Origin of the sequence: Actinomadura sp. NPDC049382 (genome assembly GCF_040677125.1) — a bacterium.
Taxonomy (GTDB): Bacteria; Actinomycetota; Actinomycetes; order Streptosporangiales; family Streptosporangiaceae; genus Spirillospora; species Spirillospora geliboluensis.
The window spans coordinates 75,461-100,898 of sequence record NZ_JBFARO010000018.1 but is presented as its reverse complement, the minus strand read 5'-3'; the positions used below and the strand labels follow the sequence as shown (position 1 = coordinate 100,898).

Below are 25,438 nucleotides of genomic sequence, written 5' to 3'. Positions count from 1 at the left end.
CCGAAGGCGTGTGCGCTCAGTCTTTCGGACGTCGGCGGGGGGTGCATCCGTTCCCGGTCGCGGCCCGCGGCCCGCGACCGCCCGTACGCTGAGACCCTGCGGACGGGTCTTGGGAGGAAGCGTGGACGTGACGGACGACGTGCTCGGCCCCGGCTACGAGGCGATCGAGCTGCCGATGGGGCGGGACGCCGAGGGCGAGGTGGTCGCGACGCTGGTGCGGCGGCGCGGCACCGACCCGTCCCGCCGGGCGGTGCTGTACCTGCACGGGTTCGTCGACTACTTCTTCCAGAAGCACCTGGCCGACTTCTACCTGGACCTCGGCTTCGACTTCTACGCGCTCGACCTGCGCAAGTACGGGCGCTCGCTGCGCCCGCACCAGACGCCGAACTACATCGAGAGCCTCTCGGACTACTTTCCGGAGATCGGCGAGGCCGTCCGGATCATCCGGGACGTGGACGGCCACGACGCGCTGCTGCTGAACGGGCACTCCACCGGCGGGCTGATCGCCGCGCTGTGGGCCGACCGGGTGAAGGGGAAGGGCCTGGTGGACGGCCTTTTCCTCAATAGCCCGTTCTTCGACCTCGCCGAGCCGCTCGTGATGCGCAAGGCCGGCGCGGGGCTGGCGCGGGCGCTGCGGTCCCGGTTCCCGAAGGCGAAGCTGCCGGCGGGAGTGTCCGACTTGTACCCGCGCAGCCTCCACCGCGAGCACGACGGCGAGTGGGAGTTCGACCTCGCCTGGAAGCCGCTGCTGGGGTTCCCGGTGCGGGCGGCGTGGCTGGCGGCGGTGCGGCGCGGGCAGCTCCGCCTGCACAAGGGCCTGGACGTGGACGTTCCGGTCCTGGTCATGGCGTCGACGCGGAGCGTCCGCCCGTCCCGCAGGGTGCTGGACGTGACGGGCGCCGACGCGGTGCTGGACGTCGAGCACATGGCCCGGTACGCACCCCGGATCGGGCGGCACGTCACGCTCGTCCGGATCGACGGCGGCCTGCACGACCTGGTGCTGTCGGCCGAGCCCGCCCGGACGCGGGTGTTCGAGGAGCTGGCCCGCTGGACGAACGGCTACCTGCCCGCTCGCTGACCGGCGGCCCGCAGGGGTCAGCCGAGGATCTTCGACATGTCGAAGTCGTCGAAGTCGGCGACGATCTGCTCGGCCGGGTTGCCGCCCCGCTCGACCTGGAGCCCGACCCAGCCGTTGCCGAGCGGCTGGTCGGTGTCGGTCTCGTCGAGGACCTTCTCGCCGTTCACCCAGAGCCGCAGCCGGACCGACGGGCCGTCGTCCAGCCTGCCCTCGCAGGCGGCCTGGACCTTGTTCGGCCCCTTGTCGTCGTAGCCGGGGACCGAGTCGGGGGTCGCGAGGTCCTTCGTGCCGAGATCACCGTTGATCTTGCGGAGCACCGCGCCCTTGCCGTCGTTGCGGATGAGGAACATGTACTGCTTCTTGCCGTCCTCGTCGCCCCGGCACAGGATGCCGAACATGGCGTCCGCGGGGCCCTGCCCGACCGCCACCGTGACGGTCGCGAGCATCGGGTCGGGGAAGTCCTCCCGCTTGTCCTTCGGCACCCAGCGCGCGACGACCCCGGTGTTGTCCTTGGTCTGCATCCGGTACTTGCCGTCGGCGTAGCCGTAGGTCTTGTCGTAGGTGTCGCCCCAGCCGGACGCGGAGTCGGCGAACGCGTCGCCGAACGCGGTCGCCAGGTTCTCGGGCGGGCCGTCCGAGCGGAAGACGGTGAACGCGACGACGGCGAGCAGCACCACGGCGGCGATGGCGGCGCCGCCGATGAGCAGCGGGCGCTGGGGGAGCCCCCCGCCCCGCGGCGGGCCGGACCGGGTGTCGCGGCGGGTGGTGTCGGCGCCGTGCAGGGGGTTGGGCTGCTGCTGGAACACCGTCGGCGCGGTGGCCGTGGCGGACGGCGGCCGGGGCGCCGCCCCGGCGGCTCCCGCCCCCGCAGCCGCCGCGGCGGGGCCGTGCCAGCCCGCCTGGACGGTCTCGGCGAGCGTCGCCGGGTCGGTGGTGCCGTTGCCGACGAGGCGGGCGAGGACGTCCTGGACGGACGGCCGGCGGCGCGGGTCCTTGTCGAGGGCGGCGGCGACGACGTCCCGCAGGCCGGGGTCGAGCCCGTCCAGCTTCGGCTCCTCGTGCACGACCCGGTAGAAGATCTCGGGGACGGTGTTGCCCGCGAACGGCGCGGACCCCGTCCCGGCGTAGGCGACGACGCAGCCCCACGAGAACACGTCGGACGCGGGGCTCACCTGCTCGCCGCGCAGCAGCTCGGGCGGCAGGTAGTTCGGCGTCCCGACGAACTGGCCGGTGCGGGTCGGGCCGTCGGGGGCGTCGAGGGCGCGGGCGATGCCGAAGTCGATGACGCGGGGGCCGGTGGAGGACAGCAGGACGTTGGCGGGCTTGAGGTCGCGGTGCACGATCCCGGCGCCGTGGATGGCGGCGAGGGCGGTGGCGACGCCGACCGCGATGCCCTCCAGGTCCGAGCCCGGCAGCGGGCCGCGCTCGGCGACGGCGCGCTCCAGGCTCGGGCCCTCGATGTACTCGGTGACGACGTACAGGGGGTCGTGGTCGAGTTCGGCGTCGATGACGGGCGCGGTGCAGAACCGGCGGACCTGCCGCGCCGCCGTCACCTCCCGCCGGAACCGCTCCCGGAACGAGCCCTCCCCGGCCAGTTCCCGGTTGATCACCTTCACCGCGACGCGGCGCCCGCCGGCGTCCTCGCCGAGGTAGACCGTGCCCATGCCGCCGCGGCCGAGCCGCCCGATCAGCCGGTAGGGGCCGAGTTCCGCGGGGTCCTCGGGGCGCAGGGCCTCACCGTTCTCTCCTGCGTGCGTGGTCATCGTGATCCTGAAGGGGGAATCGGGGGGAGTGTCTCGTAGCACCCTAGTGTGCTGGACGGCGCCGGGCGGCGCGGACTCAGTCAGCGGCTCCGGCGGGCGCGCGGGAGGGTGCGGAACGGCGGGAGCGCCTCGCCGGTGAGCCCGAACGCGTACGCGATGACGCGGCTCGACCAGCGCTGGCAGCCGACGACGAGCCCGTACAGGGGGCGCGGGTAGCGGCCGGTGAACGGGATCACCAGCCAGCTGAGCGGCATCACGACAACGAGCAGCGCGTACATGGCCAGCATGACGATCAGGTGCGGGAGGACGAGCAGGCCCCTGAGCAGGGTGAACCAGCGCCTCGGGCCCCGCCACTGCGCGGGGAACGGCAGGTCGACCGTGACGGTCTGCTCGCCGGCCCCCGGCTCCGGCTCCCGCGCCGCGACGGGCTCGGGGACGGGCGGCGGCTGCTCGGCGCCCTGGACGGCTCCGGCTCCGGCTTCGGAGGCGGGCGGCGGCTCCGCGGCCGCGGCCGGGGCCGGTTCGGGGGCGGCCGGCCCGGGGGCCGGATGCGCCCCCCGCCACGACATCGAGATCGTCTCGGCGGCGCGCTCCGGGTCGGCGTGCTCCTGCCCGACGAGGCGGGTGAGGAGCTGCCGCGCGGTCGGCCGGGCGGCGGGGTCCTTGCCGAGCGCGGCGGCGACGACCTCGCGCAGCCGCGGGTCGAGGCCGGCGAGGTCGGGCTCCTCGTGGCCGATGCGGTGGAACGTCTCCGCGACCGTCTTGCCCTGGAACGGGGGCCGGCCCGTCCCGGCGTAGGCGACGACGCAGCCCCACGAGAACACGTCCGACGCCTGCTCGACCGGTTCGCCGCGCAGCACCTCGGGCGCGATGTAGGACGGCGTCCCGACGAACTGGCCGGTGCGCGTCGGCCCGTCGGGGGCGTCGAGGGCGCGGGCGATGCCGAAGTCGATGACGCGGGGGCCGGTGGACGAAAGCAGCACGTTGGCGGGCTTGAGGTCGCGGTGCACGATCCCGGCGCCGTGGATGGCGGCGAGCGCGGTGGCGACCCCGACCGCGATGCCCTCCAGGTCGGAGCCGGGCAGCGGCCCCTTCTCCCGGACGGCCTTGTCCAGGCTCGGCCCGTCGATGTACTCGGTGACGATGTACGGCGGGTCCTGGTCGAGCTCGGCGTCCAGGACGGGCGCGGTGCAGAACCGGTGGACGCGCCGCGCGGCGGTCACCTCCCGGCGGAACCGGGCGAGGAACGCCGGCTCGCCGGCGAGGTCCCGGTTGACGACCTTCACCGCGACCCGCCGGCCGTCGGGCTCGGCGCCGAGGTAGACGGTGCCCATGCCGCCGCGGCCGAGCCGCCCGAGCAGGCGGTAGGGGCCGAGGACGCGGGGCTCGTCCTGCTCCAGGGGGCCGGCGGCGGTCGTCGTCATGGGGGGCGGGCTCCTCAGATGATCGTCTTTGGGCCCAGCCTAAGGGAGCCGGGGGAGGCCCGGCGGGCCGGTCAGGGAATCAGCAGGAGCTTGCCGGTGGTGCGCCGGGCCTGCAGATCGGTGTGCGCGGCGCCCGCGTCGGCGAGGTCGTAGCGGTGCCCGACGTGCACGTTCAGGGCGCCGGACGCGATCCAGCCGTAGACGTCGGCGGCGCGCTCCAGCAGCTCCTCGCGCTTCTCCACGTAGTGGGCGAGCGTCGGCCGCGTCAGGAACAGCGACCCCGCCCTGTTGAGGCGCTGCGGGTCGAACGGCGGCACCGGGCCGCCCGCCGCGCCGTACAGCGCGAGGGTGCCGCGCCGCCGCAGGCTCTCCAGGCTCCCGTCGAAGGTGGGCGCGCCGACGCCGTCGTACACGGCGGCGACGCCCTCGCCGCCGGTCAGCTCCCGCACCCGGGCGGCGAAACCGTCGTAGGGCATCGTGACGTCCGCGCCCGCGTCCTTGGCGAGCCGCTCCTTCTCCGGGGTGGACGCCGTGCCGATCACGCGGGCGCCGAGCGCCTTGGCGGTCTGGGTGAGCAGCAGGCCCATGCCGCCCGCCGCCGCGTGGACGAGGACGGTGTCGCCCGGCTGGATCGGATACGTCGACCGGGTCAGGTAGTGCGCGGTCATGCCCTGCAGCAGCGACGCCGCCGCGTCCTCCAGCCCGACGCCGTCCGGGACGGGGACGGCCCGCTCCACCGGGACGACGGCCTGCGCCGCGTAGGCGCCGTGCACGTCGGCCCAGGCGACGCGGTCGCCGACCGAGAACTCGCGGACGCCCTCGCCGACGGCCGTGACCGTGCCGGCCGCCTCCATGCCCGGCGTGTACGGGAGGTCGTGCGGGTAGGCGCCCGTCCGGAAGTACACGTCGATGAAGTTGACGCCCGCCGCCGCCACGTCGACCAGTACCTCGCCGGGGCCCGGCTCGGGAGCGGGACGCTCCGCGGGCTCCAGGACCTCGGGTCCGCCGTTCCGGGTGATGACGATCGCGCGCATGCGCCCTCCTGCTGCTCGATGGCCGGCGATCAAGGAGAACCCGGAGCCGCCGGCGGTTGTTCCGGGTTCTGCCCCGGTTCCCGCTCAGACCCAGTCGCGCATCGTGCGGCCCGCGACGGTGACGGCCTCCTCGACGCGGGCCGCGACCGTCCCGGCGTCCCAGATCTCCCGGCGGGCGCACTCCTCGAACGCGACCTTCACCGCCGCCAGGTAGAACGCGACGAGGATCCGCGGCCGCAGGTCGTCGGCCGGGTCGACGCCCTCGCGGCGGGCGATCTCGACGGCGAGCGCCTCCGCCGACGCCGAGTAGCGCGCCATCTGCGCGGCCATCAGCGACGGCGTCGACTCGATCACCTGCCGGACGCGGCGGAACCGGACGCTGTCCGCCGGGTCGCCCTCGGCGATCGTCTCCAGCACGACGCGCAGCGACTCGAACAGCGCGGCGAAGGGCCGCTCCCCGGCCGGGCGGGCCGCGAGCGCCTCGCCGAGCAGCTGGTCGTGCTCGGCGAGGAAACCGGTGACGACGTCCTCCTTGGTGGCGAAGTAGCGGAAGAACGTCCGCTGCGACACCTCCACCGCCGCCACGATCTCGTCGATCGTCGTGGCCTCGTAGCCCTTGGCGAGGAACAGCTCCAGGGCGGCGTCGATGAGCGCGAGGCGGGTCCGCTGCTTCTTGCGCTCGCGGAGGCCGGCCAGCGCGCGCTCCTGCGCCGACGAGGTGCCGTGTGTGGGGCCGGACGGGTCGCCGGCGGGGACGGCGCTCATCGGCTCGCTCCTTCTATCTGCCTGGCATGGGCACATGATGCCCGTCTCACAGAGGCTTCTATCACGGACGAACCCTCCGGATGCGCGGCGGGTTCCGCCCGCTGGAAGGTCCGTCGCGCGACGGGCGCGCACGCGCTCGCGGGGGACCATCCTCGCGGGTCCGGGAAACACCCGGCCCACTCTCCGGATTCCCCCTCCGCGATCGCGGCCGACCGGTCATGCTGAAGTCCGGTCACCATTCGTCGCCGGATGATCGCCCAAGGTCATGCGGGGCGCGGACCGTTGGTGAGGCGGCTGATGTGTCTGTAGTGGGTGGGCGGGAGACCGCCGAGGCGCGCCGGCGTCACCTCGCGGCGCTCGCCCGCGAGGTCGAGGCCCGGGGGCTCGCGTGGCGGTTCGCCGGGCCGGACGAGTCGCTGCTGGCCGTCTACGGCCCGCGGACGCGGCGCCGGGTGATGGTCGTCGCGACCCCCGCCGGCGAGGGCTGGTCCTACCTGTGGCCGGGCGGCGGCATCGCCGACGTGGCCGACGCGGAGGGCGCCGCCGACGAACTGACCCGGCTGCTGACCTGATCCCGCCTTGCTCCCGGGGCGGCGGCTTCCCTAGACTCCGAGGCGAACGTTTGTTCGAACGTCCGCATGTCCTTCCCCCGTGCGGTGTGCGCGAGGGGGAGGCAGATGACACGCGTGTTCGGCGATCCGGTCGAGGTCTGGGTGAGCGACGGCCGTCCGGTCCGGTTCGTCTGGCGCGGCCGGCTCTACGCCGTGCGGCGGGTGCTGGAGCACTGGGTCACGACCCGTGACTGGTGGCGGGAGCAGCAGCCCGCCGGCGAGGCCACCGGGGAGCGGGAGTTCTGGCGGGTCGAGGCGAGCCCGGACAGGGAGATCGGCGTCTACGAGCTGCGTTATGACGCCGCCGGCGACAGCTGGCTGCTCTCCCGGGTATGGGACTGACGTGCACATTCATGTCGCTTCGTGCTATTCGCTCCGCTACGGCGTCGCCCCGCCGGCGGCGCTGGCGGAGCGCGCGGCCGGCCTCGGCATGGAGACGCTCGCGCTGACCGACCGCGACGGGCTGTACGGCGCCGTCCGGCACGTCCTGGCGTGCGCGGACGCGGGCATCGGGGCGGTGGTCGGGGCCGATCTCCGGGTCGTCTCCACCGGCGAGGAGCGCGTCGTGGTGCTCGCCGAGGGCCGGGCCGGGTGGCGGTCGCTGTGCCGGCTGGTGTCGGCGGCGCACGCGGCGGGCGGGCGCGGGAACCCGGTGGTGACGCGGGAGATGGTCGGCGCGCACGCCGAGGGGCTGATCGTGCTGCTCGGCCCGGCGTCCGACGTGGGGCGCGCGGTCGCCGGGCGGCGCCCCGACGTCGCGGCGGCGCGGCTGGACGCCTGGCGCGCCACCGCCGAGACCGCGGTGGAGATCGTGAACCACCACGGCCGGGGCGACGGGCCGCGCGCCGCGCGGATGCTCGCGCTCGCCCGCGCCGCCGGGGTGCCCGCGGTGCTCGGCAACGCCGTCCGCTACCTGGAGCCCGCCGACCACCCGGTCGCGCAGGTGCTGGACGTCACCCGCAAGCTCGTCCCGCTGGACCGGCGCCACCTGGAGGACCAGACCGGGCACGCCTACCTGAAATCGGTCCCGCAGCTGCGCCGGGCGGCGGAGCTCGCCTGCGGCCCGGACGAGGCGGACGCGCTGCTCGCGGCGACGCGGCGGCTGTCCGAGCGCTGCGTCCTGGACCCGGGCCGCGACCTCGGCATGGACGACGTCCACCTGCCCGCCGCCGGTGACGACCCGTACGCGCGGCTCACCGCCCGGTGCGCGGACGGGATGGCCCGGCGCGGGCTCGCCGGCTCGGCGCGGGCCGCCGGGCGGCTGGAGGCCGAGCTCGGCGTCATCGCCCGCAAGGGCCTGGCCTCCTACTTCCTCACGGTCGCCGACGCCGCCGCGCTGATCAGGGAGCGCGGCATCCGCTGCGCGATCCGCGGCTCCGGCGCGGGCAGCCTGGTCAACTACCTGCTGGGCATCGGCGACCTCGACCCGCTGCGCCACGACCTGCTCATGGAGCGGTTCCTCGCCGACAGCCGGGAGGGGCTGCCCGACATCGACCTGGACGTGGAGTCGGCGCGGCGGCTGGAGGCGTACCAGGCCCTGTTCGACCGGTTCGGCGCCGAGAGCACGGCGTGCGTGTCGATGATGGAGACCTACCGGGCGCGCAGCGCGCTCCGCGACGTCGGCAACGCCCTCGGGCTCCCGCCCGCCGAGATCGACGCGATCGCCAAGGCGTTCCCGCGGATCCGGGCGAGCCAGATCCGCACGGCGCTGGACGACCTGCCCGAGCTGCGGCAGAGCAACCTTGCGGCGGGCCGGCTGGAGGTGCTGTTCCGGATCGCCGAGCGGCTGGACGGCCTGCCCCGCCACATCGCGATGCACCCGTGCGGCGTCCTGCTGTCGAACCCGACCCTGCGGGACCGGACGCCGATCGAGCAGGCCGCCGTCGGGTTCCCGATGAGCCAGTTCGACAAGGACGACGTCGAGACGATGGGGCTGCTGAAGCTCGACGTCCTCGGCGTCCGGATGCAGTCGGCGATGGCGCACGCGGTCGCGGAGGCCGCTCGGGTGTCGGGGGAGCGGATCGTGCTGGAGGACGTCCCGCGCGACGACCCGGCGACGTTCGCGCTGATCCGCACGTCCCGGACGCTCGGCTGCTTCCAGATCGAGTCGCCCGGCCAGCGCGACCTGATCGGCCGGCTCCAGCCCCGCGACCTGGACGACCTGGTGATCGACATCTCGCTGTTCCGGCCCGGCCCGGTCAACTCCGACATGGTGTCGCCGTTCCTGGAGGCCCGCGCCGGGACCCGCGAGCCCGCCTACCCGCATCCCGACCTCGAACCGGCGCTGCGGGAGAGCCTCGGCGTGGTCGTGTTCCACGAGCAGGTGCTCCGCGTCATCGACGTGATGACCGGGTGCGGACTGTCGCGGGCGGAGGCGGCGCGGCGGAGCCTCGGCGGCGAGCGGGGCCAGGCCGTCGTCGGCGCCTGGTTCCGGGAGCGGGCGCTGGCGCGCGGCTACGACGCGGCGACCGTCGACGGCGTCTGGCGGATGCTGACGGCGTTCGGCGCGTTCGGCTTCTGCAAGGCGCACGCGGCGTCGTTCGCGCTGCCCACCTACCAGTCGGCCTGGCTGAAGCGCCACCATCCGGCCGCCTTCTACGCGGGCGTCCTCACCCATGACCCCGGCATGTACCCCAAGCGGGTCATCCTCGACGACGCGCGGCACTTCGGCGTGCCGATCCTGCCGCTGGACGTCAACCGGTCGGCCGCCGCCTGGCACGCCGAACCCGTCTCGGCGGGCGGCCCGGCCGGGATCCGGGTCGCGCTGAGCGAGGTCAAGGGCATCTCCGAGGCCGAGGTCGGGAAGATCGTCGAGGCGCGGCCGTACGCGTCGCTGGGCGACTTCTGGCGCCGCGCCCGCGTCTCCCGCCCGACCGCCGAGCGGCTCGTGCTGGCCGGGGCGTTCGACGCCGTCCACGACCGGGTCCCGCGCCGCGACCTGCTCTGCCGCGTCGGCGCCCTCGACCGCGCCACCGCCCGCGCGGCCCCGGTCGAGGGGCAGCTCGCCCTCGCCGACGACGCCGGGCTGGAGCTCGACCTCGCCGAGGAGATCCCGGCGGGGGAGCTGCCGCCGATGACGCCGGCCGAGGTCGTCGAGGCGGAGCTGGACATCCTCGGCATGGACGTCAGCCGGCACGTGCTGACCTTCTACGCCGGGCTGCTCGCCGCGCTCGGCGTGGTCCGCGCCGCCGACCTGCCGGGACGCCCCGCCGGGAGCGAGGTCCTGGTCGCCGGGGTGAAGGTCGCCACGCAGACCCCGGCGGTACGGTCCGGGCAGCGGGTCATCTTCGCCACGCTGGACGACGCGACCGGCCCCGTCGACCTCACCTTCTTCGAGTCGGTGCAGGACCGGTGCGCCGCCACGGTGTTCGGCTCCTGGCTGCTCGTCGCCCGGGGCCGCGTCCGCCATGCCGGTGACTCCGCCGTCTCGATCACCGCGAACGCCTGCTGGGACCTGAACGCCCTGAACGAGGAGTGGTGCCGCGGAGGGCCGGACGCCCTCCGCGCCGCGCTGCGGGGCGCCGCGCCGCGGGGCCGGCCGGTGGGGCGCCGGATCGTCCAGCCGACGGGCTTCGCGATGTCGCCGTACTCCGACATCGGCCACGCGGGCCCGGCCGTCAAGCGCCCGCCGCGGGCCGCGCTCTGGCACGCCAGCCCCGGCTCCTCCGGCTCCTAGCCGGAGCGGGGCGGGGCGGGCCGCCCGGCTAGGTGTCGCGGGTGAGCTGGAGGCGGGTGATCTGGAAGACGGTGGCCATGCACAGCGCGGCGGCCAGCGCCTGGAACGCGGCGGCGGCGACGCCGACGTGGACGTCGAAGCGCGCCTCGGCGAGGGTGTCGACGCTGCCGTGCGTGAACGCGCGGCCGAGGAGCAGGCCGAGCAGGGCGCAGCACCACCAGGCCGCCACGACGAGGCCGGCGGCCTGGCGCTCGGCCGTCCGGTACCGGCCGCTGTTCACCCACACCTCGTAGACCATCCGGGGCGGCAGCCACAGGTTGACGACCGGCATGAACCAGCCGAGCAGCACCCAGGAGCGGTGGTGGCGGTGCGGCCCCGGCGACTGCCGGAACGCCCGCCACAGCCAGGTCAGGTAGAGCAGCCCGGTCACCCCGGCCATGATCGCGGCGATCGTGAACACGTCCGCGTAGGGGGCGAGGGCCTGGCCGGTGGCCGCCGGGTCGTAGCTGTCGTGCGTCGCCCCGCGCAGCGGGTGCGCGAGCCGCAGCAGGCTGATCCCCGAGCCGAGCGCGACGAACGCGTTGAACCCGAGCAGCATGAACACGGCCACGCCGACCGCGCGGAAGTCCCGGCGGCGCGCCCACGCGCCGCAGCCGGGGCACCGGTCGACCTCCGTCGGGATGATGTCGCCGCACAGCGCGCACGGCATGGTCCACCTCCCTGGTCTCATGGCTCGCTCGCTGTCACCCGGTTCTCGCCCACCGGCCCTCGCGGGTCGCCGGTCTTTGCTGTTCGCTGCTTCGGATACTACGTACGTTTGACTCGCGCGACCCCACGCGGGTTCGCGGTCTCACCGGATCGTCACATCTGGAACACGAACCGTGTGGCGGCGAAGGCCAAGGCGGCGGTGACGGCGGCCCAGGCGGCGAGCCGGCCGAGGCCACCTGTGGACAGCAGCCGCTCCGGCCGGAACCGGGTCACGGCCAGCAGGCCCCACCACTCGGCGGCCAGCGCGACCGTCGCGTGCAGCGAGCCGAAGCCGATCAGCGCGAAGAGCAGGACGACGCCCGCCGGGGTCGCGGTGTGCGCGAACAGCGCCGGGCCCCGGGCCGGCCCGGGCAGGCCGCGGCGCAGCCCCGCGAGGACGGCGCCCCAGCCGGCGGCGCACAGCGCCCAGACGACGAGGACGGCGACGGGCAGCCCGTTCAGCGATTCCGGTGCCAGTGCCGTGTCCCTTCCCCCGAGTGCCTCCCCTTCGCGTTCCCGCCCCACATGCCCGTGGCGGGGCGGTCAGATCATGAGGCCCGACTCCCATGCCCAGGCGGCCGTCTCCACCCGGTTCCGGGTGCCCAGCTTGCGGTGGACGCTCCCGAGATGCGTCTTGACCGTGGACAGCGACACGAACAGCTCGCCCGCGATCTCCTCGTTCGTCCGCCCGCGCGCGACCCGCTTCACCACGTCCAGCTCCCGGTCGGTGAGCGGCTCGCGGGGCGGCGCGGCGGCCGGGCGGGGCCGCGCCAGCCGCTCCAGCAGCCGCACGGTGATGGACGGCGACACCAGCGACCCGCCGCTCGCCGCCGCGCGGACCGCCTCCACCAGCAGCGCGGGGCCGCTGTCCTTCAGCAGGAACCCGACCGCGCCGCCGCGCAGCGCCCCGTACACGTACTCGTCCATGTCGAACGTCGTGACGATCACCACGCGGAGCGGGTCGGGGACGCCCGGACCGGCCAGCGCGCGGGTCGCCGCCAGCCCGTCCATCACCGGCATCCTGATGTCGAACAGGCACACGTCGGGACGGAGCCGGCGGGCCAGCGCGACGGCCGCGGCGCCGTCGGCGGCCTCCCCGACCACGGTCATGTCGGGCTGCGAGTCGACGATCATCCGGAACCCGGTCCGGACCATCTCCTGGTCGTCGGCGACGAGGACGCGGATGCTCACCCGGCCGATTCTGTCAGCTCCCGCCGGGCCGCCGCTCCCCGGCCGGGAGCACCGCGACGACCTCCCAGCCGCCCTCGGGGCGCGGGCCCGCGCGCAGCCGCCCGCCCGCCGCGCCGACCCGCTCCGCCAGCCCGGTGAGCCCGAACCCGCCGGACGGCAGCCGTCGGCCGCGGCCCCGCCCGTCGTCGCGCACCGCCACCTCGACGTCGGCGCCCGCCCGTCCGAGCGTGACCCGCACGGTCGCGGCGTCGGCGGCGTGCTTGCGGATGTTGGTCAGCGCCTCCTGCACCACCCGGTGCGCCGACGCCGCCACCTCCGGCGGCAGCGCGCCGAGGTCGGGCGCGAGCGTCAGCGTCGCCGGCGGGTGGGCGAACCCGGCGACGAGGTCGCGGAGCTGCCCGAGGTCGCCGACGGGGCGGGTGGCGGCGCCGCCGTCGGGGAGGGCGTCCCCGTCCGGGGCGTTGACGTGCTGCGCGTCCCGCAGCAGGCCGACCATGCGGCGCATCGAGGTCAGCGCCTCGGTGCCGGCCTTCTCGATGCCGCCGAACATGCGGTCCAGGTCCTCCGGCGACTGGCCCGCGCCCGCCTGCGCCGCGAACCGCGCCGCCTGCGCCTGGACGACGATGCCCGTCACGTGGTGGGCGACGAAGTCGTGCAGGTCGCGGGCCAGCTCCAGCCGCTCGTCCCGGCGCGCCGCCGCGAGCGACCGGGACCGCCGGGCGTCCAGCGCCCGCAGGTACAGGCCGATGCCGAGGGCGATCGACACGGTGATGCCGAGCGGCGCGCTGATCAGCGCCCCGGCGAGCGCCGACCAGCGCAGCGGCGTCGCCAGCACCGCGGCGCCGAGCAGCGCCGCCAGCGGGACGAGGTGCTCGCGGCGCGCCTTCCACATCGTCCGGCTGATGGCGATCAGCAGCCCGCCGACCTCCGCGAGCACGCTCGGCGCGGTGTAGTCGGGGCGCACCGCGAGCCCGAGGTACAGGGTGCTGGACGCCGACAGCGCCCCCGCCGCGACCGCCCACGGGACGACCCGCCCGGCCACGGCCGCGACGCTGGCGACGGCCGCGACGACCAGCAGCCACAGGGTGGGCATGTCCCGCACCATCGCGACCAGGCAGCCGAGCAGGTACAGGCCCGCGAAGCCCAGGTACGCGGCGCGCATCAGGCAGCCGCCCACCGAATGGATGCGGTCCAGCCGTGTCCCCAGGTCGCTCACGGTGATGCAGGGTACGGCCTGCCGGGGACCCGCCGGATCGGCCGAACGGCCGATCCCGGGCCGGCGCGGCCCCCGGCCCGCCGTCGCGCTCCGTGATCATCGGCGCCTCGCGCCCGCCGGGCCGCTCGAATAAAGGTTCGAAAATGTCAGAGGTGCCCCGTAGCGTTGACCTTGTGATTTGGGAGACACCTGGGAACAGGCGTCGAACCGAGTGGCTTGTAACCACGTACCTAGGGGTATGTGACTGACGGTGGCACCCGCAGAGGCGCGGGCGCCACCGGGTCAAGGAAGGGGTGTTGGCAGTGAGCGCAGCGACCGGCACGTTCCATCTCTCCCACCCGCGGCTGGACGGGCCCGCCGAGCGGACCGTCGTCGAGCCGTGGCTCACCGAGCTCTCTCATGCGACGCTGAACGCCTACACCGACCCCGAGCCGTCGCTGGCCGCGGTCGAGGCCCTGCCCCTGCGTCCGCAGCCCGCGCCGGCCCGCCGCGTCGCCGTGGCGGCCTGACAAAGCCACCCGGAAGGGGATCGGGCATCGCCCCGATCCCCTTTTCCCGGCCCTGCTGTCTCATATATTGATACATGATTCTCAAACTATGAGAAGCGGGCGTACGGTGGGGGCACCGAGGACAGAGAGGTGATCCCGATGCCGGCCTACACCCACGGCCACCACGAGAGCGTCCTGAGCTCCCACCAGTGGCGCACGGTCGAGAACTCCGCCGCCCACCTGATCGAGCACCTGCGCCCCGGCCTGTCGGTCCTGGACGTCGGCTGCGGCCCCGGCACGATCACCGCCGGCCTGGCCGAACGCGTCGCCCCCGGCCGCGTCGTCGCCGCCGACGCCGCCGAGTCCGTGCTGGACGAGGCGCGCAAGAGCACCGCCGCCCTGGCCAACGTCGAGTTCGCGGTGGCCGACGTCCACGCGCTGGACTACCCCGACGGCACCTTCGACGTCGTCCACGCGCACCAGGTGCTCCAGCACGTCGCCGACCCCGTCCAGGCACTGCGGGAGATGCGCCGCGTCACGCGGCCCGGCGGCGTCGTCGCCGCGCGCGACGCCGACTTCGGCGCCATGGTCTGGTATCCGGAGCCGCCCGGCATGGACGCCTGGCTGCCCATCTACTACAAGGTGGCGCGGGGTAACGGCGGCGAGCCCGACGCGGGCCGGCGCCTGGTCTCCTGGGCCCGCGCCGCCGGCTTCACCGACGTCACCGCGTCCGCCTCGTCCTGGTGCTACGCCACGCCCGCGGAGCGCGAATGGTGGAGCGAGTCCTGGGGCGGCCGCATGGTCCGGTCCTCGGTGGCCGACCACGCCGTGGCCGGCGGCCACGCGACCCGCGACGAGCTGGACCGCGTCTACGCGGGCTGGAAGTCCTGGGCCGCCGCCGAGGACGGCTGGTTCGCCGTCACCCACGGCGAGGTGATCTGCCGCGCCTGACCCTCACATCGCCCAGCGCCGGAACCCGCCCTCGGAGTTGACGACCTGGCCGGTGATCCAGTGGCCTTCGTCCGACACCAGCCACCGCACGAGCCGGGCCACGTCGTCCGGCGCGCCCCAGCGCCCGAACGGCAGGGCCCGCCCGACCCGCTCGGTCAGCTCCTCGTCCGCCCAGCCGGTGTCCACCGGGCCCGGATTGACGGCGTTCACGGTGATCTTCCGGTCGGCCAGCGCGTCGGCGAGCGTCAGCGTCATCTGCTGGATCGCGCCCTTGCTGACCGCGTAGGGGATCTCCCGCACCATCGGCCCGAGGTGCTGGCCCGAGGTGAACAGCACGATCCGCCCGCCCGGGCGCGCGTCGTCGTGCGCGGCGGCGAACGCCTGGGCGAGCAGGACGCTCGCCCGTGCGTTCACCGCCCAGCACAGGTCCAGCTCCGCCGCCGTCACCTCGCCGAGCGTCCCGAGGGCGCTGCGGGCGTGGTTGGCGACGACGGCGTCCACCGCGCCGAACCGCTCCACCGCCTCCCGGACGACCCGCCCGGGCGCGTCCGGCTCGGCGAAGTCCGCGGCGACATGGGCGAGGCGGGGGCCGGTCCCGCCGAGCGCCGCCAGGACGTCCTCGACGGGCTCGGCGCCCCACGGCTGCTCCTCGTCGTGCGGCGTCCACGACTGCGCCAGCACGCTCGCGCCCGCGGCGAGCAGCTCCCGGGCGATCGCGAACCCGATCCCCGCCCGCCGGCTCACGCCGGTCACCACCGCCACCCGCCCGGCGAGCGGTTCCATGATCGTCATGCCCCCAGGGTAGGCGGGGGCCGGGCGGTCAGAAGGGGTCGGTGAGGTCGCCCAGCTTGTCGGTCAGCTCCAGGTTGTGGGAGTAGTCGACGGGGACGGTGACGACGGAGACGGCGTCCTCGGCCAGCGCCTTGCGGAGGGTGGGCAGCAGCTCGCCGGCGGACTCCACGCGGTACCCGTGGGCGCCGAAGCTCTCCGCGTACTTCACGAAGTCGGGGTTGCCGAACGCGACGTGGGAGCTGCGGCCGAGTTCGAGGTCCATCTTCCAGCCGATCAGGCCGTAGGCGGAGTCGTCCCAGATCAGCACGGTGATCGGGATGTTCTCGCGGACGGCGGTCTCCAGCTCCTGCGAGTTCATCAGGAACGCGCCGTCGCCGGTCGCGGCGAGCACGCGGCGGTCGGGGCGGGCGAGCTTGGCGGCGATCGCGCCCGGCACGGCGAAGCCCATCGACGACAGGCCGTTGGAGACCAGCAGCGTGTTCGGCTCGTAGGTCGGGTACATGCGGGCCATCCACATCTTCACCGCGCCGGTGTCGGCGAGGACGATGTCCTCGCGGCCCATGGCGGCGCGGATGTCGGCGACGACGCGGCGCGGCGACAGCGGGTGGCCGTCCTCGGCGGCGCCCTCGGCGAGCTCCTCGCGGAGCAGCTCGCGGATCCGGCGGCTCGTCGGCGGACGGCGGTGGGCGCGGTCCGCCCCGGTGTCGTCGAAGCGGCGGTGCACCGCGTCGGCGAGCGCGTACAGCGACCGGGAGATGTCGCCCTGGATGCCGACCTCGACCGGGTAGTGCTCGTCGACCTCGGCGGGGAACTGGTGGATGTGGATGATCTTCTTGTCGGCGGTGGGGTTGACCTTGACGGGGTCGAACTCCTGGAGCTCGTAGCCGACGGCGATCAGCACGTCCGCCTCGTCGAAGCCGAAGCTGACGTAGTCGCGCCGCATGAAGCCGACGGCGCCGAGGGCGTTGCGGTGGTCGTCGGGGAAGACGCCCTTGCCGTTGAACGTGGTCGCGACCGGCAGGCCGAGGTGCTCGGAGAAGTGGACCAGCGCGGCGCTCGCGCCGGCGCGGGTGGCGCCGTGCCCGGCGAGGACGATCGGCCGCCGGGCGAGCGCGAGCACGTCGGCGGCGCGGGCGATCTGGGACGGCGACGGCTCCTGCGCCCGGACGGTGTTCACCGGCAGCGGCGCGAGGCCCGGGTCCACCTCCGCCGCCTCGACGTCCTCGGGGATGGCGAGGTAGACGGCGCCGGGCCGCTCGGTCTGCGCGGTCTTGAACGCCTTGCGCACCATCTCCGGCAGCGCCTCGGCGCGCGGCGCCAGCTCCGCCCACTTGGTGATCGGCCGGAACAGCGACACCAGGTCGATGATCTGGTGCGACTCCTTGTAGATGCGGTCCAGCCCGACCTGCGCGGAGATCGCCACGACGGGCGTGCTGTTGGTGGTGGCGTCCGCGACGCCGAGCTGCAGGTTGATCGCGCCGGGCCCGAGGGTCGCGGACGCCACCCCGGCGCGGCCGGTGAGCCGGCCGTAGATCTCCGCCATGAACGCGGCGCCCTGCTCGTGCCGGACGAGGATGTAGCGGATCGACGAGTCGTTCAGCGCGTCGACGAAGTGGATGTTCTCCTCGCCGGGAATGCCGAAGACGTACTCGACCCCCTCCGCCTCAAGGGTCCTGACGAGCAGCCGGGCGGCGGTCTCCTGCGTGGACATCGTGTGTCCCATCTCCAGTCCGCGAATCGTGGTGCGTGTCTCTGGGTGCCTTCGGTGCAGCACCCGGAGACATGCCTCGATTCCGCGCGGTGATGTGCAGTTGATCTCGTCGAGAACCGCCGCCGGCGGGCGGCGGCGCCGTCAGGAGTCGGCCAGGTCCTTGATGGCGCGCAGGGTCGGCTCGTCCCGCACCCCGGCGATCAGCACGGTGCTGACCGGGCTGTCGCGCCAGAGCTGGAGCCGCTCCTTGATCCGGCCGAGCGGGCCGAGCAGGGAGATGGCGTCGGCCAGCTCGTCCGGCACGGCCTTGAACGCCTCGTCGCGGCGGCCGGCCAGGAACAGCTCCTGGACGCGCTGGGCCTGCTCCGCGAAGCCGAGCCGGCCGATCAGGTCGAGGTGGAAGTTGCGGTCCTTGGCGCCCATCCCGCCGATGTAGAACGCGAGCGGCATCTTGGCGAACTCCAGCGCCGAGGCGAGGTCGTCGGTGACGATCGTGGTGACGGTCGCGGCGATCTCGAAGCCGTCCGGGCGGTTCGCGAGCGACGCGCCGAAGACGGAGTCGATCTGCTGCGGGTCGACGAACAGCGGCAGCCAGCCCTGCGCGACCTCGGTGGACAGCGCGACGTTCTTCGGCCCCTCGGCGCCCAGGTAGACGGGGATCTCCGAGCGGACGGGGTGCACGATCGACTTCAGCGGCTTGCCGAGCCCGGCGCCGCCGGGGTAGGGCAGCGGGTAGTGCGGGCCCTCGCTGGTCACTGGCCCTTCGCGGCGCCAGATCTGCCGGACGATGTCGAGGTACTCGCGGGTGCGGGCGAGCGGCTTCGGGAACGGCTGCCCGTACCAGCCCTCGACGACCTGCGGCCCGGACGCGCCGAGGCCGAGGATCACCCGTCCGCCGGACAGCGCGTCCAGGGTGAGCGCGTGCATCGCGGTGGCCGCCGGGGTGCGCGCCGACATCTGCACGACGGCGGTGCCGAGCTTGATCCGGGAGGTGCGGGCGGCGTACCAGGCCAGCGGGGTGAACGCGTCGGAGCCGTACGCCTCGGCGGTGAACACCGAGTCGTAGCCGCAGCGCTCGGCGGCCAGCACCGTCTCGGTCTGGTCGTCGGGTTCGCCCTGCCAGTAGCCGACGTTGATGCCGAGCTTGAGTTCCGCGGTCACGTTCACCCTCCGGTTGTCGACGCACCGCGATACTAGAACACGTTCTAGTTTCTCGGAAGGGGGACCCGGTGGGCGGACGCGCCCGGGGGCCGCGGCGGGCGCGTCGCCCGCCACGGCCCCCGGCCGGTCGCTAGCTCTCCTTGATCGCGTCCAGCAGGCCCCGCCAGGCGGCCGGCGTCAGCACCAGGGCCGGTCCGGCGGGATCCTTGGAGTCGCGCACCGCGCGGAGGGTGCGGGTCAGTGGCGCCACCTCGACGCACTGGTCACCGCTACCGCTGCGGGACGACTTGCGCCAGACGGCGCCGGTGAGTTCGCGCTGCAGGTTGGTCACGGGCTGCTCCTTGCTGCCTCGGCTATGAGGTGCGCGGAATCCTCGGGGGACAGGGCGTCCGCCTCGATGCGATCGAAGCGGTCCCTATGCTTCGCTATTTCCTCGGCGCTCTCAAGGTAAACGTCACCCATAGTGCCCTCGACGTAGGCGATATCGGGGTCTGCGGGGTCTGGATACGACAATATGGTGAAACGTCCGTCTAGGCCCGCATGTGCCGCTGATTTATACGGAAGTACCTGAATCGTCACGGTTGGGTGGGTCTGCCCGATGGTGGCGAGCGACTCCAGCTGCGCTCGCATCACCTCCACGCCGCCGATCGGGCGGTGCAGCACCGCCTCGTCGAAGATGACCTGGAGGCGCGGCGCGTCGGCGCGGTCCAGCAGCGCCTGCCTGATCTTGCGGGCGGCGATGCGGCGCTCGATGTCCTCCTGGGCGGGCAGCAGCCGGCCCGCCGTGATCACGGCGCGGGAGTACGGCTCGGTCTGCAGCAGCCCGTGCACGAGTTGCGGGTCCCAGGTGCGGATGTGGGACGCCTCGTCCTCCAGCGCGACGTAGCTGCCGGCGAAGACGTCCTGGTAGGCGGTCCACCAGCCGCGCTGGCCCGCCTGCCGGGCGAGGGTGATGAGCGCGTCGCGGTCCGGGCTCGGGACCCCGTAGAGGTCGAGGATGTCGGCGATGTCGCCGGGCTTCGGGCGGGTCTGGCTGGTCTCGAGGCGGGAGACGGTGGCGCGCGACCAGTCCAGCCGGTCCGCCACCTCCTGCAGGGTCAGGCCCTGCTCCTCGCGCAGCTTGCGGAGCTCCCGCGCGAGGCGGCGGCCACGGACGGTGGGGCGGTAAGTCATGGCAGTGGAGTCTTGCGACTCTCGCCGCCCGTCACAACGCGATTGGCCAACCCCGCGCTCCGTGCGGGGCAATTCCGGGAAGAGGCTTGCGATCGTGAGAATCTCACGAGAGTCTTGGATCCGTGACCGCCTGAGGACCGACAGTGACGGTGGGCGGTCGTGTGCCCGGGCACCTTGACCACGGGAGGACCCGTGAAGAGCACGCCGGCCGATCCGACGGCGGACGTCATGACCGATCCATCGACCATCACCGACACGGAGAGCCTGCCCTGCACCGCGCGGGACGGCGACACCGCGCGGGACGGCGACGACGCCTCCGGCGACGGCATGCCCGGCTGGGTGTGGGCGCTGCCGGGCGGCCCCGGCTGCGCCGGCCACGCCCGCCGCGTGCTGCGCGACGCGCTCGCCTCGCTCGGCGTGCCGCCGGACGCCGTCGCCGACGCGCTGCTCATGGTCAGCGAGCTGGCGACCAACGCCTACCAGCACGCCGGCGGGCACGGGCCCCACGAGCTGTGGCTCTACCAGGGCGGCGGCCGGGCGCGGGAGATCCGCTGCGCGGTCTTCGACGCCTTCGCCGACGCCGCCCTGCCCGGCTACTCGTGGACGTCCGGCGACTGCGGGCGCGGGCTCAGCATCGTCCGGGAGCTGTCCGGCGGGCGCTGGGGGCTGCGGCGCACGCTCTCGCGGCTGGGGCCGTCCGTGCGCGGCAAGGCCGTCTGGTTCGCCGTCCCGGGTGCGGCCTTCTCGTCCTGAGCGCGTCCCGGGCGCGTGCTGAGGCTCGTCCCGGGCCCGTGCTGAGCGGGCCCGGGGTCAGTCCTTCTCCAGGGCGGGCCCGATATCGCTGACCAGCGCCAGCAGCGACCGGGAGAGCAGCGTGTGCACCTGCTCGCGGTCGAGCGTCTTCTCCTGCAGCCACTGCCGCGTCGCCGCGTCCACCAGCCCCGAGTAGACCCGCAGGACGGCCCGCAGCGTCTCCGTCGGCTCCGGCACCCGCAGCACGGCGAGCATGTGCTTGACCGCCTCGTCCTTGAACCGGTTGACGATCCGCAGGAGCTCGGGGTCCTGGCCGAAGCCCTCGGCGTCCAGCGCCGCGAACCAGGTCGTCGCGTTCCGCTCGGCGGTGTCGAGGAACAGGTTCACCAGCAGCTCGACGGACTCGGGCAGCGTCAGCCGGTCGTCCGGCGGCGGCGCCTGCATCGCGGCGGACGCCGTCAGCCCCTGAACGACTTTCAGGAACAGCTCGCGCTTCGTCCCGAAGTAGTAGTGGATCAGGCCGCGCTGCACGCCGGTCTCCCGGGCGATCGCGGCCGTGGACACCTCGGCGTAGGGCAGCTCGGTGAACATCCGCCGAGCGACGGCCAGGATCTGGGCACGCCGTTCGTCCGGGGACAGGCGCTGGTAGCTCACCGTGGCAGCCTATTCTGTGCGGGCGGCCTGCGCCGTGCGGGCGGCGTGAGGGGAGCGCGCGTGAACGGCTTCGAGGAGACCGTGCGCCTCGCCGGCGAGCGGCTCGTCCTCCGCCCGTTCGGCCTGGACGACGCCGCGGTGCTGATCGAGGTGATCCGCGCCGGGGAGGACTTCCTGCCGCCCAACTTCCCGACCGCCCTGGAGGCCGAGCCCATCGCCTGGTTCCTCCAGACGGGCGTCCACAACATTCAGCATCTGGGCCTGGGAATCCATCTCGCGGTGACAGAGCGGTGCACCGGTGACCTTATCGGCACGATCGGGCTGTTCAAGGTGGAGTGGGCACAACTGACGTGCGAGGTCGGCTACGGGATGCGGCCGGGCGCGCGCGGGCGCGGCTACGCGACCGAGGCGCTCGGCCTGATCACCGACTGGGCACTGCACGACTGCGGGCTGTTCCGCGTGGAGCTGCGGGCGATGGTCACCAACCACGCCTCGATCCGCGTCGCGGAGAAGGCCGGCTTCCTGCGCGAGGGCGTCGCGCGCGGCGCCGAGCGCGACGCGGACGGCGTCAACCGCGACATGATCGTGTTCAGCCGGATCGCGACCGATCCGCCGCCTCCCGGCGCGCCGCGGCCGCATCCGGGCGGCGCCTCCGCGAGGCTCGGCGCCGACGACGAGGAGGGACGGCACCAGTGACCGCGACGGATCGGACGCTCGTGATGTACGGGGAGGGCGCGCGCGAGGCGGCCCATCGGATGCTGCCGACGCTGCCGGAGGAGCGCTTCGTCCCGGTCGGCGCGGGAGCGGAGGCGGTCCGCGACGCGGTCGGCGCGGCGGTCGAGGACGGGCTCGCGCAGGTCGTCCTGGTCGCGGGCCTGGGCGAGCAGATCGCCGTGCTGGGCGGCATGACGGGCCTGCTGGAGTCGGTCACGCTCGACATGGACTGCGGGGTCGCGCTGGCCGGGGAGGTGTCGCGGGCGGCGACGCCGCGCGATGTGTACGCGCTGTGGGAGGCGGCGGGCAAGCTCGGGCCGTGCGGCCGGGAGCTGTGCCGCCGGACGGCCGGCGAGCTGGAGCGCGTCGCCGCCGAGGCGGCCGGCGCGCAGTCCGAGTCCGCCGCGCCGGTCGCGGCGCAGGTCGTCCTGGTGGACGCGGCGGGCGAGCGCATGGTCGGCATGTACGGGCGGATGGCCCGGTGAGCGCCCGCTAGATCGGTTCGTTGGGGACCGGTTCCGTTCGGGACCGGCTCGGTAGGCGATTGGCAGGGCAGGGCGATGCTTACGGTCGTCGGCCGCGATGGTTCGCCGCTTTCCGGCGCGGCCGTGGCGGCTTTGGAGAGTGCTGCACTGGTCGTGGGCGAGGCACGCCTGCTGGACGGCTTGCCGTTGCCGCCGGACGTCCGCAAGGTCGCCGCCGACGACGTGGCCGGGGCCCTGCGGGAGGTCTTGGAAGAGGCCGATGCCGCCGATCAGGACGTCGTGCTCGTCGTGGACGGGGATCCGGGCTACTTCGGCATCGTCCGCGAACTCCTCGAACAGGGGTATGCGCCTGAAGCCATCCCTGCGACGCCGCTGGTGGCGCGGGCTTTCGCCCAGGCGGGGCTGCCCTGGGAAGACGCTGTTGTCGTCTCCGCCAGGGGCGGGCACCTCAGGCAGGCGGTGAACGCGTGCCGTGCCCATCCGAAGGTGGCCGTGCTGACCGGGCCTGGTGCAGGGCCCGCGGAACTGGCGCGCGCGCTGTTCCCGGTGACGCCGCGTTCGTTCGTGGTCTGCGAGGACCTGGGCGGGCCTGGGGAACGGGTCGTGTACGTCCGTCCTGCGGAGGCCACCACCCGTCCATGGAACAGCCCTGATGTGGTGCTCGTCCTGGACAACCGGTACGCCCTGGGGGAAACGGGCTGGGTTTCGGGGCCTCCGCGTACGCCCGCCGGGTGGGCGCTGCCCGCGGACGCGTTCGGCGACGGGTCCGGCGATGCATTCGGCCTGAGCCCGGAGATCCGGGCGTTCGTGCTGGCGAAGCTCGGTCCGGGCCTAGGCGACATGGTGTGGGACGTGGAGTCGGGCGACGGCTCTGTGGGCATCGAGTGCGCGCGCTTCGGCGCCGCCGTGGTCGCCATGGACCGCGACTACGCGGCGTGTGAGCGCGTCCGGCGGAACGTGCGCCTGCACGGGGTCAAGGTGGCGATGGCGTCCGGGGACGTCCGGTCCGCCGCCGGCCATCTGCCGCAGCCCGACGCAGTGTTCCTCGGGCCTGGGGTGTTCTCAGGGCAGGGCGGGGCGGAGGCCGTCCGGGCGTGCGCCGAGCTGAGCCCGTCCCGTGTCGTCGCCGTTCCCGCGCTCGGCGACGTTCAGGTCATACTGGACATCCTGGATGAGTGCGGCTTCACCTCCGGCGCCGTCCAGCTCCAGGCGGCCCGGCTGACCCCACCGGAGCGGCCGGGAGATCCGGTGGCCGTCGTCTGGGGGGAGCGGGACGTCCCGGCCCCGGCGCGGCGGGCGCCCCGGACGGACCGTCCCATCGAGACGATCCCCGCGCCGCCCGACGAGCCGGACATACCGCCCGGCGCGGCGTGAAACCCTGGTACCCCGTCCGGAAGCAGGCATCCGGAGCACTGGAGGAGCGCAGTTGACCGTCCGTCAGCCCCACCCGATCGAGGTCCGGTCGTACGAGATCCTGCGGTCCCGCGTCGACCTGTCGCCGATGCCGCCGCTGTGGCGCGCCGTCGCCGAGCGGGTGATCCACGCCACCGCCGACCTGGAGTACGCGGTGGACCTGCTGACCAGCGAGGAGCACCTCGCCCGGGGATGGGCCGCGCTGCGCGGCGGGGCGCCGATCGTCACCGACGAGGGCATGGTCGCCGCCGGGATCACCGCGCGCGAGACGCTCTGCCACGCCGCCGACCCGGCCGCCGCCCGGATGGCGCGCGCCGCCGGCATCCCGCGCTCGGCCGCGGCCGTCCGGCTGTCCTACTCCGAGGTCGGGCCGGGCGCGGTCTGGGTGGTCGGCTCCGCCCCCGAGGCGATCTTCGAGATCATCGCCCGCCGGGTCGAACCGGCGCTGGTCATCGGCATGCCGGTGGGCTTCGTCGGCGCCTGCGAGGCCAAGGATGCGCTGCGCGCCAGCGGGCTGCCGCAGCTCAGCAACGTCTCGGAGAAGGGCGGCTCCGCGGTCGCCGCGGCCGCCGTCAACGCCCTGCTCTACCACGAGGCGGCCCGCGCATGAGCGCCGCGTACGAGGTCGATCTGCGCCACCACGGCGACGCGGAGGTCGGCGGCGGGCTCGCCGACTTCGCCGTCAACGTCCGCACGGGCATGCCCCCCGCGTGGCTGGCCGAGCGCATCCGGGCGTCCGTCGCGGACCTCGCCGCCTACCCCGACCCGCGCCCGGCCCGCCGGGCGGTCGCGCGGCGGCACGGCAGGTCCGTCGAGGAGGTGCTGCTCACCGCCGGGGCCGCGGAGGCGTTCGTGCTGCTCGCGCGCGTCCTCGCGCCGCGCCGGGCGGTGGTGGTGCACCCGCAGTTCACCGAGCCCGAGGCCGCGCTGCGGGCCGCCGGGCACGAGGTGGAGCGGGTGATCCTGAGCAAGGACTTCACCCTCGACCCCGGGCTCGTCCCAGAGGACGCCGACCTCGTGGTGGTCGGCAACCCGACCAACCCCACGTCGGTCCTGCATCCGGCGGACACCGTCGCCGCCCTCGCCAGGCCCGGCCGGACGGTCGTCGTCGACGAGGCGTTCATGGACGTCGTCCCAGGCGAACCGGAGTCCCTCGCAAGCAGGCTCCCCACCGGCGTCGTGGTCATCCGGTCCCTGACCAAGACATGGGGGCTCGCCGGGCTCCGCGCAGGCTACGTCTTGGCCGACCCCCATTTGGTGGGGCGGCTCGCAGAAGCACAGCCACTCTGGGCCGTGTCCACCCCTGCGCTCGTAGCCGTCGAAGCCTGCTCCTCGCCGGAAGCCGTAGCCGAGGCCGAGGCATGGGCCGTCCAGCTCGGCGAAGAACGCGACCGGCTGGCCGCAGAGCTGACCGGACGCGGCCTGTACGTCGTCCCAGAAGCGCGTGCGTCGTTCCTGTGCCTGTGCGTGCCCGACGCCCTCGGCATCAGGGCGCTCCTACGGCAGCGCGGCTACGCCGTCAGGCGCGGCGACACCTTCCCAGGGCTCGGCTCGGACTGGCTGCGCATCGCCGTTCGCGACCGTCCGTCCAACGACAGGCTGCTCGACGTACTGGGCGAGCTCGGCATCTGACCGCAG

The 25,438-nt window shown here is 74.2% G+C and carries 26 protein-coding genes; 12 read left to right on the top strand and 14 right to left on the bottom strand.

Going from position 1 to position 25,438, the window contains the following annotated elements:
* The first annotated feature begins 121 nt into the window (after positions 1–121).
* Positions 122–1,078 carry an alpha/beta hydrolase gene (locus AB0K34_RS14690; protein ID WP_364548688.1) on the top strand — a complete coding sequence of 319 codons (957 nt, stop codon included), beginning with the start codon at positions 122–124 and terminating at the stop codon, positions 1,076–1,078.
* 17 nt (positions 1,079–1,095) lie between these two features.
* Here the strand turns inward: AB0K34_RS14690 and AB0K34_RS14685 are convergent, their stop codons facing one another.
* From AB0K34_RS14685 to AB0K34_RS14670, 4 genes are all read right to left on the bottom strand, one after another.
* Complete coding sequence (locus AB0K34_RS14685) at positions 1,096–2,841, bottom strand: serine/threonine-protein kinase (protein WP_364548685.1); 1,746 nt, start codon at positions 2,839–2,841, stop codon at positions 1,096–1,098.
* 80 nt (positions 2,842–2,921) lie between these two features.
* Complete coding sequence (locus tag AB0K34_RS14680; protein WP_364548682.1) at positions 2,922–4,265, bottom strand: DUF4389 domain-containing protein; 1,344 nt, start codon at positions 4,263–4,265, stop codon at positions 2,922–2,924.
* Positions 4,266–4,336: 71 nt separating this feature from the next.
* Entirely contained in the window at positions 4,337–5,299 is a 963-nt protein-coding gene (locus AB0K34_RS14675) for a quinone oxidoreductase (protein WP_138637842.1), read from the bottom strand.
* A gap of 84 nt (positions 5,300–5,383) precedes the next feature.
* Positions 5,384–6,064: a TetR family transcriptional regulator gene (locus AB0K34_RS14670; protein ID WP_138637841.1), complete on the bottom strand. Its 681-nt coding sequence runs from the start codon at positions 6,062–6,064 to the stop codon at positions 5,384–5,386.
* A 299-nt stretch (positions 6,065–6,363) separates the two neighbouring features.
* Here AB0K34_RS14670 and AB0K34_RS14665 point away from each other — a divergent pair, with 299 nt between their 5' ends.
* The 3 genes from AB0K34_RS14665 to AB0K34_RS14655 all read left to right on the top strand — a co-directional run bounded on the left by AB0K34_RS14665 (position 6,364) and on the right by AB0K34_RS14655 (position 10,351).
* Positions 6,364–6,636 (top strand): hypothetical protein, encoded by a 273-nt coding sequence (locus AB0K34_RS14665; RefSeq protein WP_240807862.1) that lies wholly within the window; start codon positions 6,364–6,366, stop codon positions 6,634–6,636.
* 105 nt (positions 6,637–6,741) lie between these two features.
* Entirely contained in the window at positions 6,742–7,017 is a 276-nt protein-coding gene (locus AB0K34_RS14660) for a DUF6504 family protein (protein ID WP_364548677.1), read from the top strand.
* 1 nt (position 7,018) lies between these two features.
* Positions 7,019–10,351: a DNA polymerase III subunit alpha gene (locus AB0K34_RS14655; RefSeq protein ID WP_364548674.1), complete on the top strand. Its 3,333-nt coding sequence runs from the start codon at positions 7,019–7,021 to the stop codon at positions 10,349–10,351.
* Positions 10,352–10,379: 28 nt separating this feature from the next.
* Here AB0K34_RS14655 and AB0K34_RS14650 read toward each other — a convergent pair whose 3' ends face one another.
* The 4 genes from AB0K34_RS14650 to AB0K34_RS14635 all read right to left on the bottom strand — a co-directional run bounded on the left by AB0K34_RS14650 (position 10,380) and on the right by AB0K34_RS14635 (position 13,505).
* Positions 10,380–11,060: a DUF4328 domain-containing protein gene (locus tag AB0K34_RS14650; RefSeq protein ID WP_138637838.1), complete on the bottom strand. Its 681-nt coding sequence runs from the start codon at positions 11,058–11,060 to the stop codon at positions 10,380–10,382.
* A gap of 152 nt (positions 11,061–11,212) precedes the next feature.
* The gene (locus AB0K34_RS14645) at positions 11,213–11,623 is read right to left on the bottom strand and encodes a hypothetical protein (RefSeq protein WP_364548672.1); all 411 of its coding nucleotides are present in this window, start codon (positions 11,621–11,623) and stop codon (positions 11,213–11,215) included.
* Between the two features lie 18 nt (positions 11,624–11,641).
* Positions 11,642–12,289, bottom strand: a complete 648-nt coding sequence (locus AB0K34_RS14640) for a response regulator transcription factor (protein WP_138637837.1) — start codon at positions 12,287–12,289, stop codon at positions 11,642–11,644.
* Positions 12,290–12,302: 13 nt separating this feature from the next.
* The gene (locus AB0K34_RS14635) at positions 12,303–13,505 is read right to left on the bottom strand and encodes a histidine kinase (protein ID WP_301174677.1); all 1,203 of its coding nucleotides are present in this window, start codon (positions 13,503–13,505) and stop codon (positions 12,303–12,305) included.
* A gap of 302 nt (positions 13,506–13,807) precedes the next feature.
* Here AB0K34_RS14635 and AB0K34_RS14630 point away from each other — a divergent pair, with 302 nt between their 5' ends.
* Together AB0K34_RS14630 and AB0K34_RS14625 are read left to right on the top strand one after the other, a co-directional pair.
* Positions 13,808–14,014, top strand: a complete 207-nt coding sequence (locus AB0K34_RS14630) for a hypothetical protein (protein ID WP_364548667.1) — start codon at positions 13,808–13,810, stop codon at positions 14,012–14,014.
* Positions 14,015–14,152: 138 nt separating this feature from the next.
* Positions 14,153–14,944, top strand: coding sequence for a methyltransferase domain-containing protein (locus AB0K34_RS14625; RefSeq protein WP_138642226.1), 792 nt, complete (start codon positions 14,153–14,155; stop codon positions 14,942–14,944).
* 3 nt (positions 14,945–14,947) lie between these two features.
* Here the strand turns inward: AB0K34_RS14625 and AB0K34_RS14620 are convergent, their stop codons facing one another.
* From AB0K34_RS14620 to AB0K34_RS14600, 5 genes are all read right to left on the bottom strand, one after another.
* A complete protein-coding gene (locus AB0K34_RS14620; RefSeq protein ID WP_364548664.1) occupies positions 14,948–15,736 on the bottom strand; it encodes an SDR family oxidoreductase in 789 nt (262 codons plus the stop codon).
* A 28-nt stretch (positions 15,737–15,764) separates the two neighbouring features.
* Positions 15,765–17,447, bottom strand: a complete 1,683-nt coding sequence (locus AB0K34_RS14615; protein ID WP_364548662.1) for an acetolactate synthase large subunit — start codon at positions 17,445–17,447, stop codon at positions 15,765–15,767.
* A 141-nt stretch (positions 17,448–17,588) separates the two neighbouring features.
* Positions 17,589–18,608 carry an LLM class F420-dependent oxidoreductase gene (locus AB0K34_RS14610; protein WP_138639311.1) on the bottom strand — a complete coding sequence of 340 codons (1,020 nt, stop codon included), beginning with the start codon at positions 18,606–18,608 and terminating at the stop codon, positions 17,589–17,591.
* A 130-nt stretch (positions 18,609–18,738) separates the two neighbouring features.
* Positions 18,739–18,939, bottom strand: a complete 201-nt coding sequence (locus tag AB0K34_RS14605; RefSeq protein WP_138639312.1) for a DUF397 domain-containing protein — start codon at positions 18,937–18,939, stop codon at positions 18,739–18,741.
* Positions 18,936–19,781, bottom strand: coding sequence for a helix-turn-helix transcriptional regulator (locus AB0K34_RS14600; protein ID WP_138639313.1), 846 nt, complete (start codon positions 19,779–19,781; stop codon positions 18,936–18,938). The genes AB0K34_RS14605 and AB0K34_RS14600 overlap by 4 nt, the downstream gene beginning before the upstream one ends.
* A 192-nt stretch (positions 19,782–19,973) precedes the next feature.
* Here AB0K34_RS14600 and AB0K34_RS14595 point away from each other — a divergent pair, with 192 nt between their 5' ends.
* Positions 19,974–20,534 (top strand): ATP-binding protein, encoded by a 561-nt coding sequence (locus tag AB0K34_RS14595; RefSeq protein WP_364548657.1) that lies wholly within the window; start codon positions 19,974–19,976, stop codon positions 20,532–20,534.
* Between the two features lie 57 nt (positions 20,535–20,591).
* Here AB0K34_RS14595 and AB0K34_RS14590 read toward each other — a convergent pair whose 3' ends face one another.
* Positions 20,592–21,188 (bottom strand): TetR/AcrR family transcriptional regulator, encoded by a 597-nt coding sequence (locus tag AB0K34_RS14590; RefSeq protein ID WP_138639314.1) that lies wholly within the window; start codon positions 21,186–21,188, stop codon positions 20,592–20,594.
* A gap of 60 nt (positions 21,189–21,248) precedes the next feature.
* Between AB0K34_RS14590 and AB0K34_RS14585 the strand changes: the two genes are divergently transcribed.
* From AB0K34_RS14585 to cobC, 5 genes are all read left to right on the top strand, one after another.
* Complete coding sequence (locus tag AB0K34_RS14585) at positions 21,249–21,884, top strand: GNAT family protein (RefSeq protein WP_364548654.1); 636 nt, start codon at positions 21,249–21,251, stop codon at positions 21,882–21,884.
* Positions 21,881–22,387: a hypothetical protein gene (locus tag AB0K34_RS14580; protein WP_364548651.1), complete on the top strand. Its 507-nt coding sequence runs from the start codon at positions 21,881–21,883 to the stop codon at positions 22,385–22,387. Before AB0K34_RS14585 ends, AB0K34_RS14580 begins: the two co-directional genes overlap by 4 nt.
* A gap of 75 nt (positions 22,388–22,462) precedes the next feature.
* The gene (gene cbiE, locus AB0K34_RS14575) at positions 22,463–23,761 is read left to right on the top strand and encodes a precorrin-6y C5,15-methyltransferase (decarboxylating) subunit CbiE (RefSeq protein ID WP_364548648.1); all 1,299 of its coding nucleotides are present in this window, start codon (positions 22,463–22,465) and stop codon (positions 23,759–23,761) included.
* Positions 23,762–23,813: 52 nt separating this feature from the next.
* Complete coding sequence (locus AB0K34_RS14570) at positions 23,814–24,410, top strand: precorrin-8X methylmutase (protein ID WP_364548645.1); 597 nt, start codon at positions 23,814–23,816, stop codon at positions 24,408–24,410.
* The gene (cobC, locus tag AB0K34_RS14565) at positions 24,407–25,432 is read left to right on the top strand and encodes an Rv2231c family pyridoxal phosphate-dependent protein CobC (protein WP_138639318.1); all 1,026 of its coding nucleotides are present in this window, start codon (positions 24,407–24,409) and stop codon (positions 25,430–25,432) included. Before AB0K34_RS14570 ends, cobC begins: the two co-directional genes overlap by 4 nt.
* Positions 25,433–25,438: the final 6 nt, after the last annotated feature.

What these genes read in the sequence shown, in the direction of transcription:
- AB0K34_RS14685 (WP_364548685.1), bottom strand. Translation starts at nt 2,841, where the DNA reads ATGACCACGCACGCAGGAGAGAACGGTGAGGCCCTGCGCCCCGAGGAC.
- AB0K34_RS14680 (WP_364548682.1), bottom strand. Translation starts at nt 4,265, where the DNA reads ATGACGACGACCGCCGCCGGCCCCCTGGAGCAGGACGAGCCCCGCGTC.
- AB0K34_RS14675 (WP_138637842.1), bottom strand. Translation starts at nt 5,299, where the DNA reads ATGCGCGCGATCGTCATCACCCGGAACGGCGGACCCGAGGTCCTGGAG.
- AB0K34_RS14670 (WP_138637841.1), bottom strand. Translation starts at nt 6,064, where the DNA reads ATGAGCGCCGTCCCCGCCGGCGACCCGTCCGGCCCCACACACGGCACC.
- AB0K34_RS14660 (WP_364548677.1), top strand. Translation starts at nt 6,742, where the DNA reads ATGACACGCGTGTTCGGCGATCCGGTCGAGGTCTGGGTGAGCGACGGC.
- AB0K34_RS14650 (WP_138637838.1), bottom strand. Translation starts at nt 11,060, where the DNA reads ATGCCGTGCGCGCTGTGCGGCGACATCATCCCGACGGAGGTCGACCGG.
- AB0K34_RS14625 (WP_138642226.1), top strand. Translation starts at nt 14,153, where the DNA reads ATGCCGGCCTACACCCACGGCCACCACGAGAGCGTCCTGAGCTCCCAC.
- AB0K34_RS14620 (WP_364548664.1), bottom strand. Translation starts at nt 15,736, where the DNA reads ATGACGATCATGGAACCGCTCGCCGGGCGGGTGGCGGTGGTGACCGGC.
- AB0K34_RS14615 (WP_364548662.1), bottom strand. Translation starts at nt 17,447, where the DNA reads ATGTCCACGCAGGAGACCGCCGCCCGGCTGCTCGTCAGGACCCTTGAG.
- AB0K34_RS14600 (WP_138639313.1), bottom strand. Translation starts at nt 19,781, where the DNA reads ATGACTTACCGCCCCACCGTCCGTGGCCGCCGCCTCGCGCGGGAGCTC.
- cbiE (WP_364548648.1), top strand. Translation starts at nt 22,463, where the DNA reads ATGCTTACGGTCGTCGGCCGCGATGGTTCGCCGCTTTCCGGCGCGGCC.
- cobC (WP_138639318.1), top strand. Translation starts at nt 24,407, where the DNA reads ATGAGCGCCGCGTACGAGGTCGATCTGCGCCACCACGGCGACGCGGAG.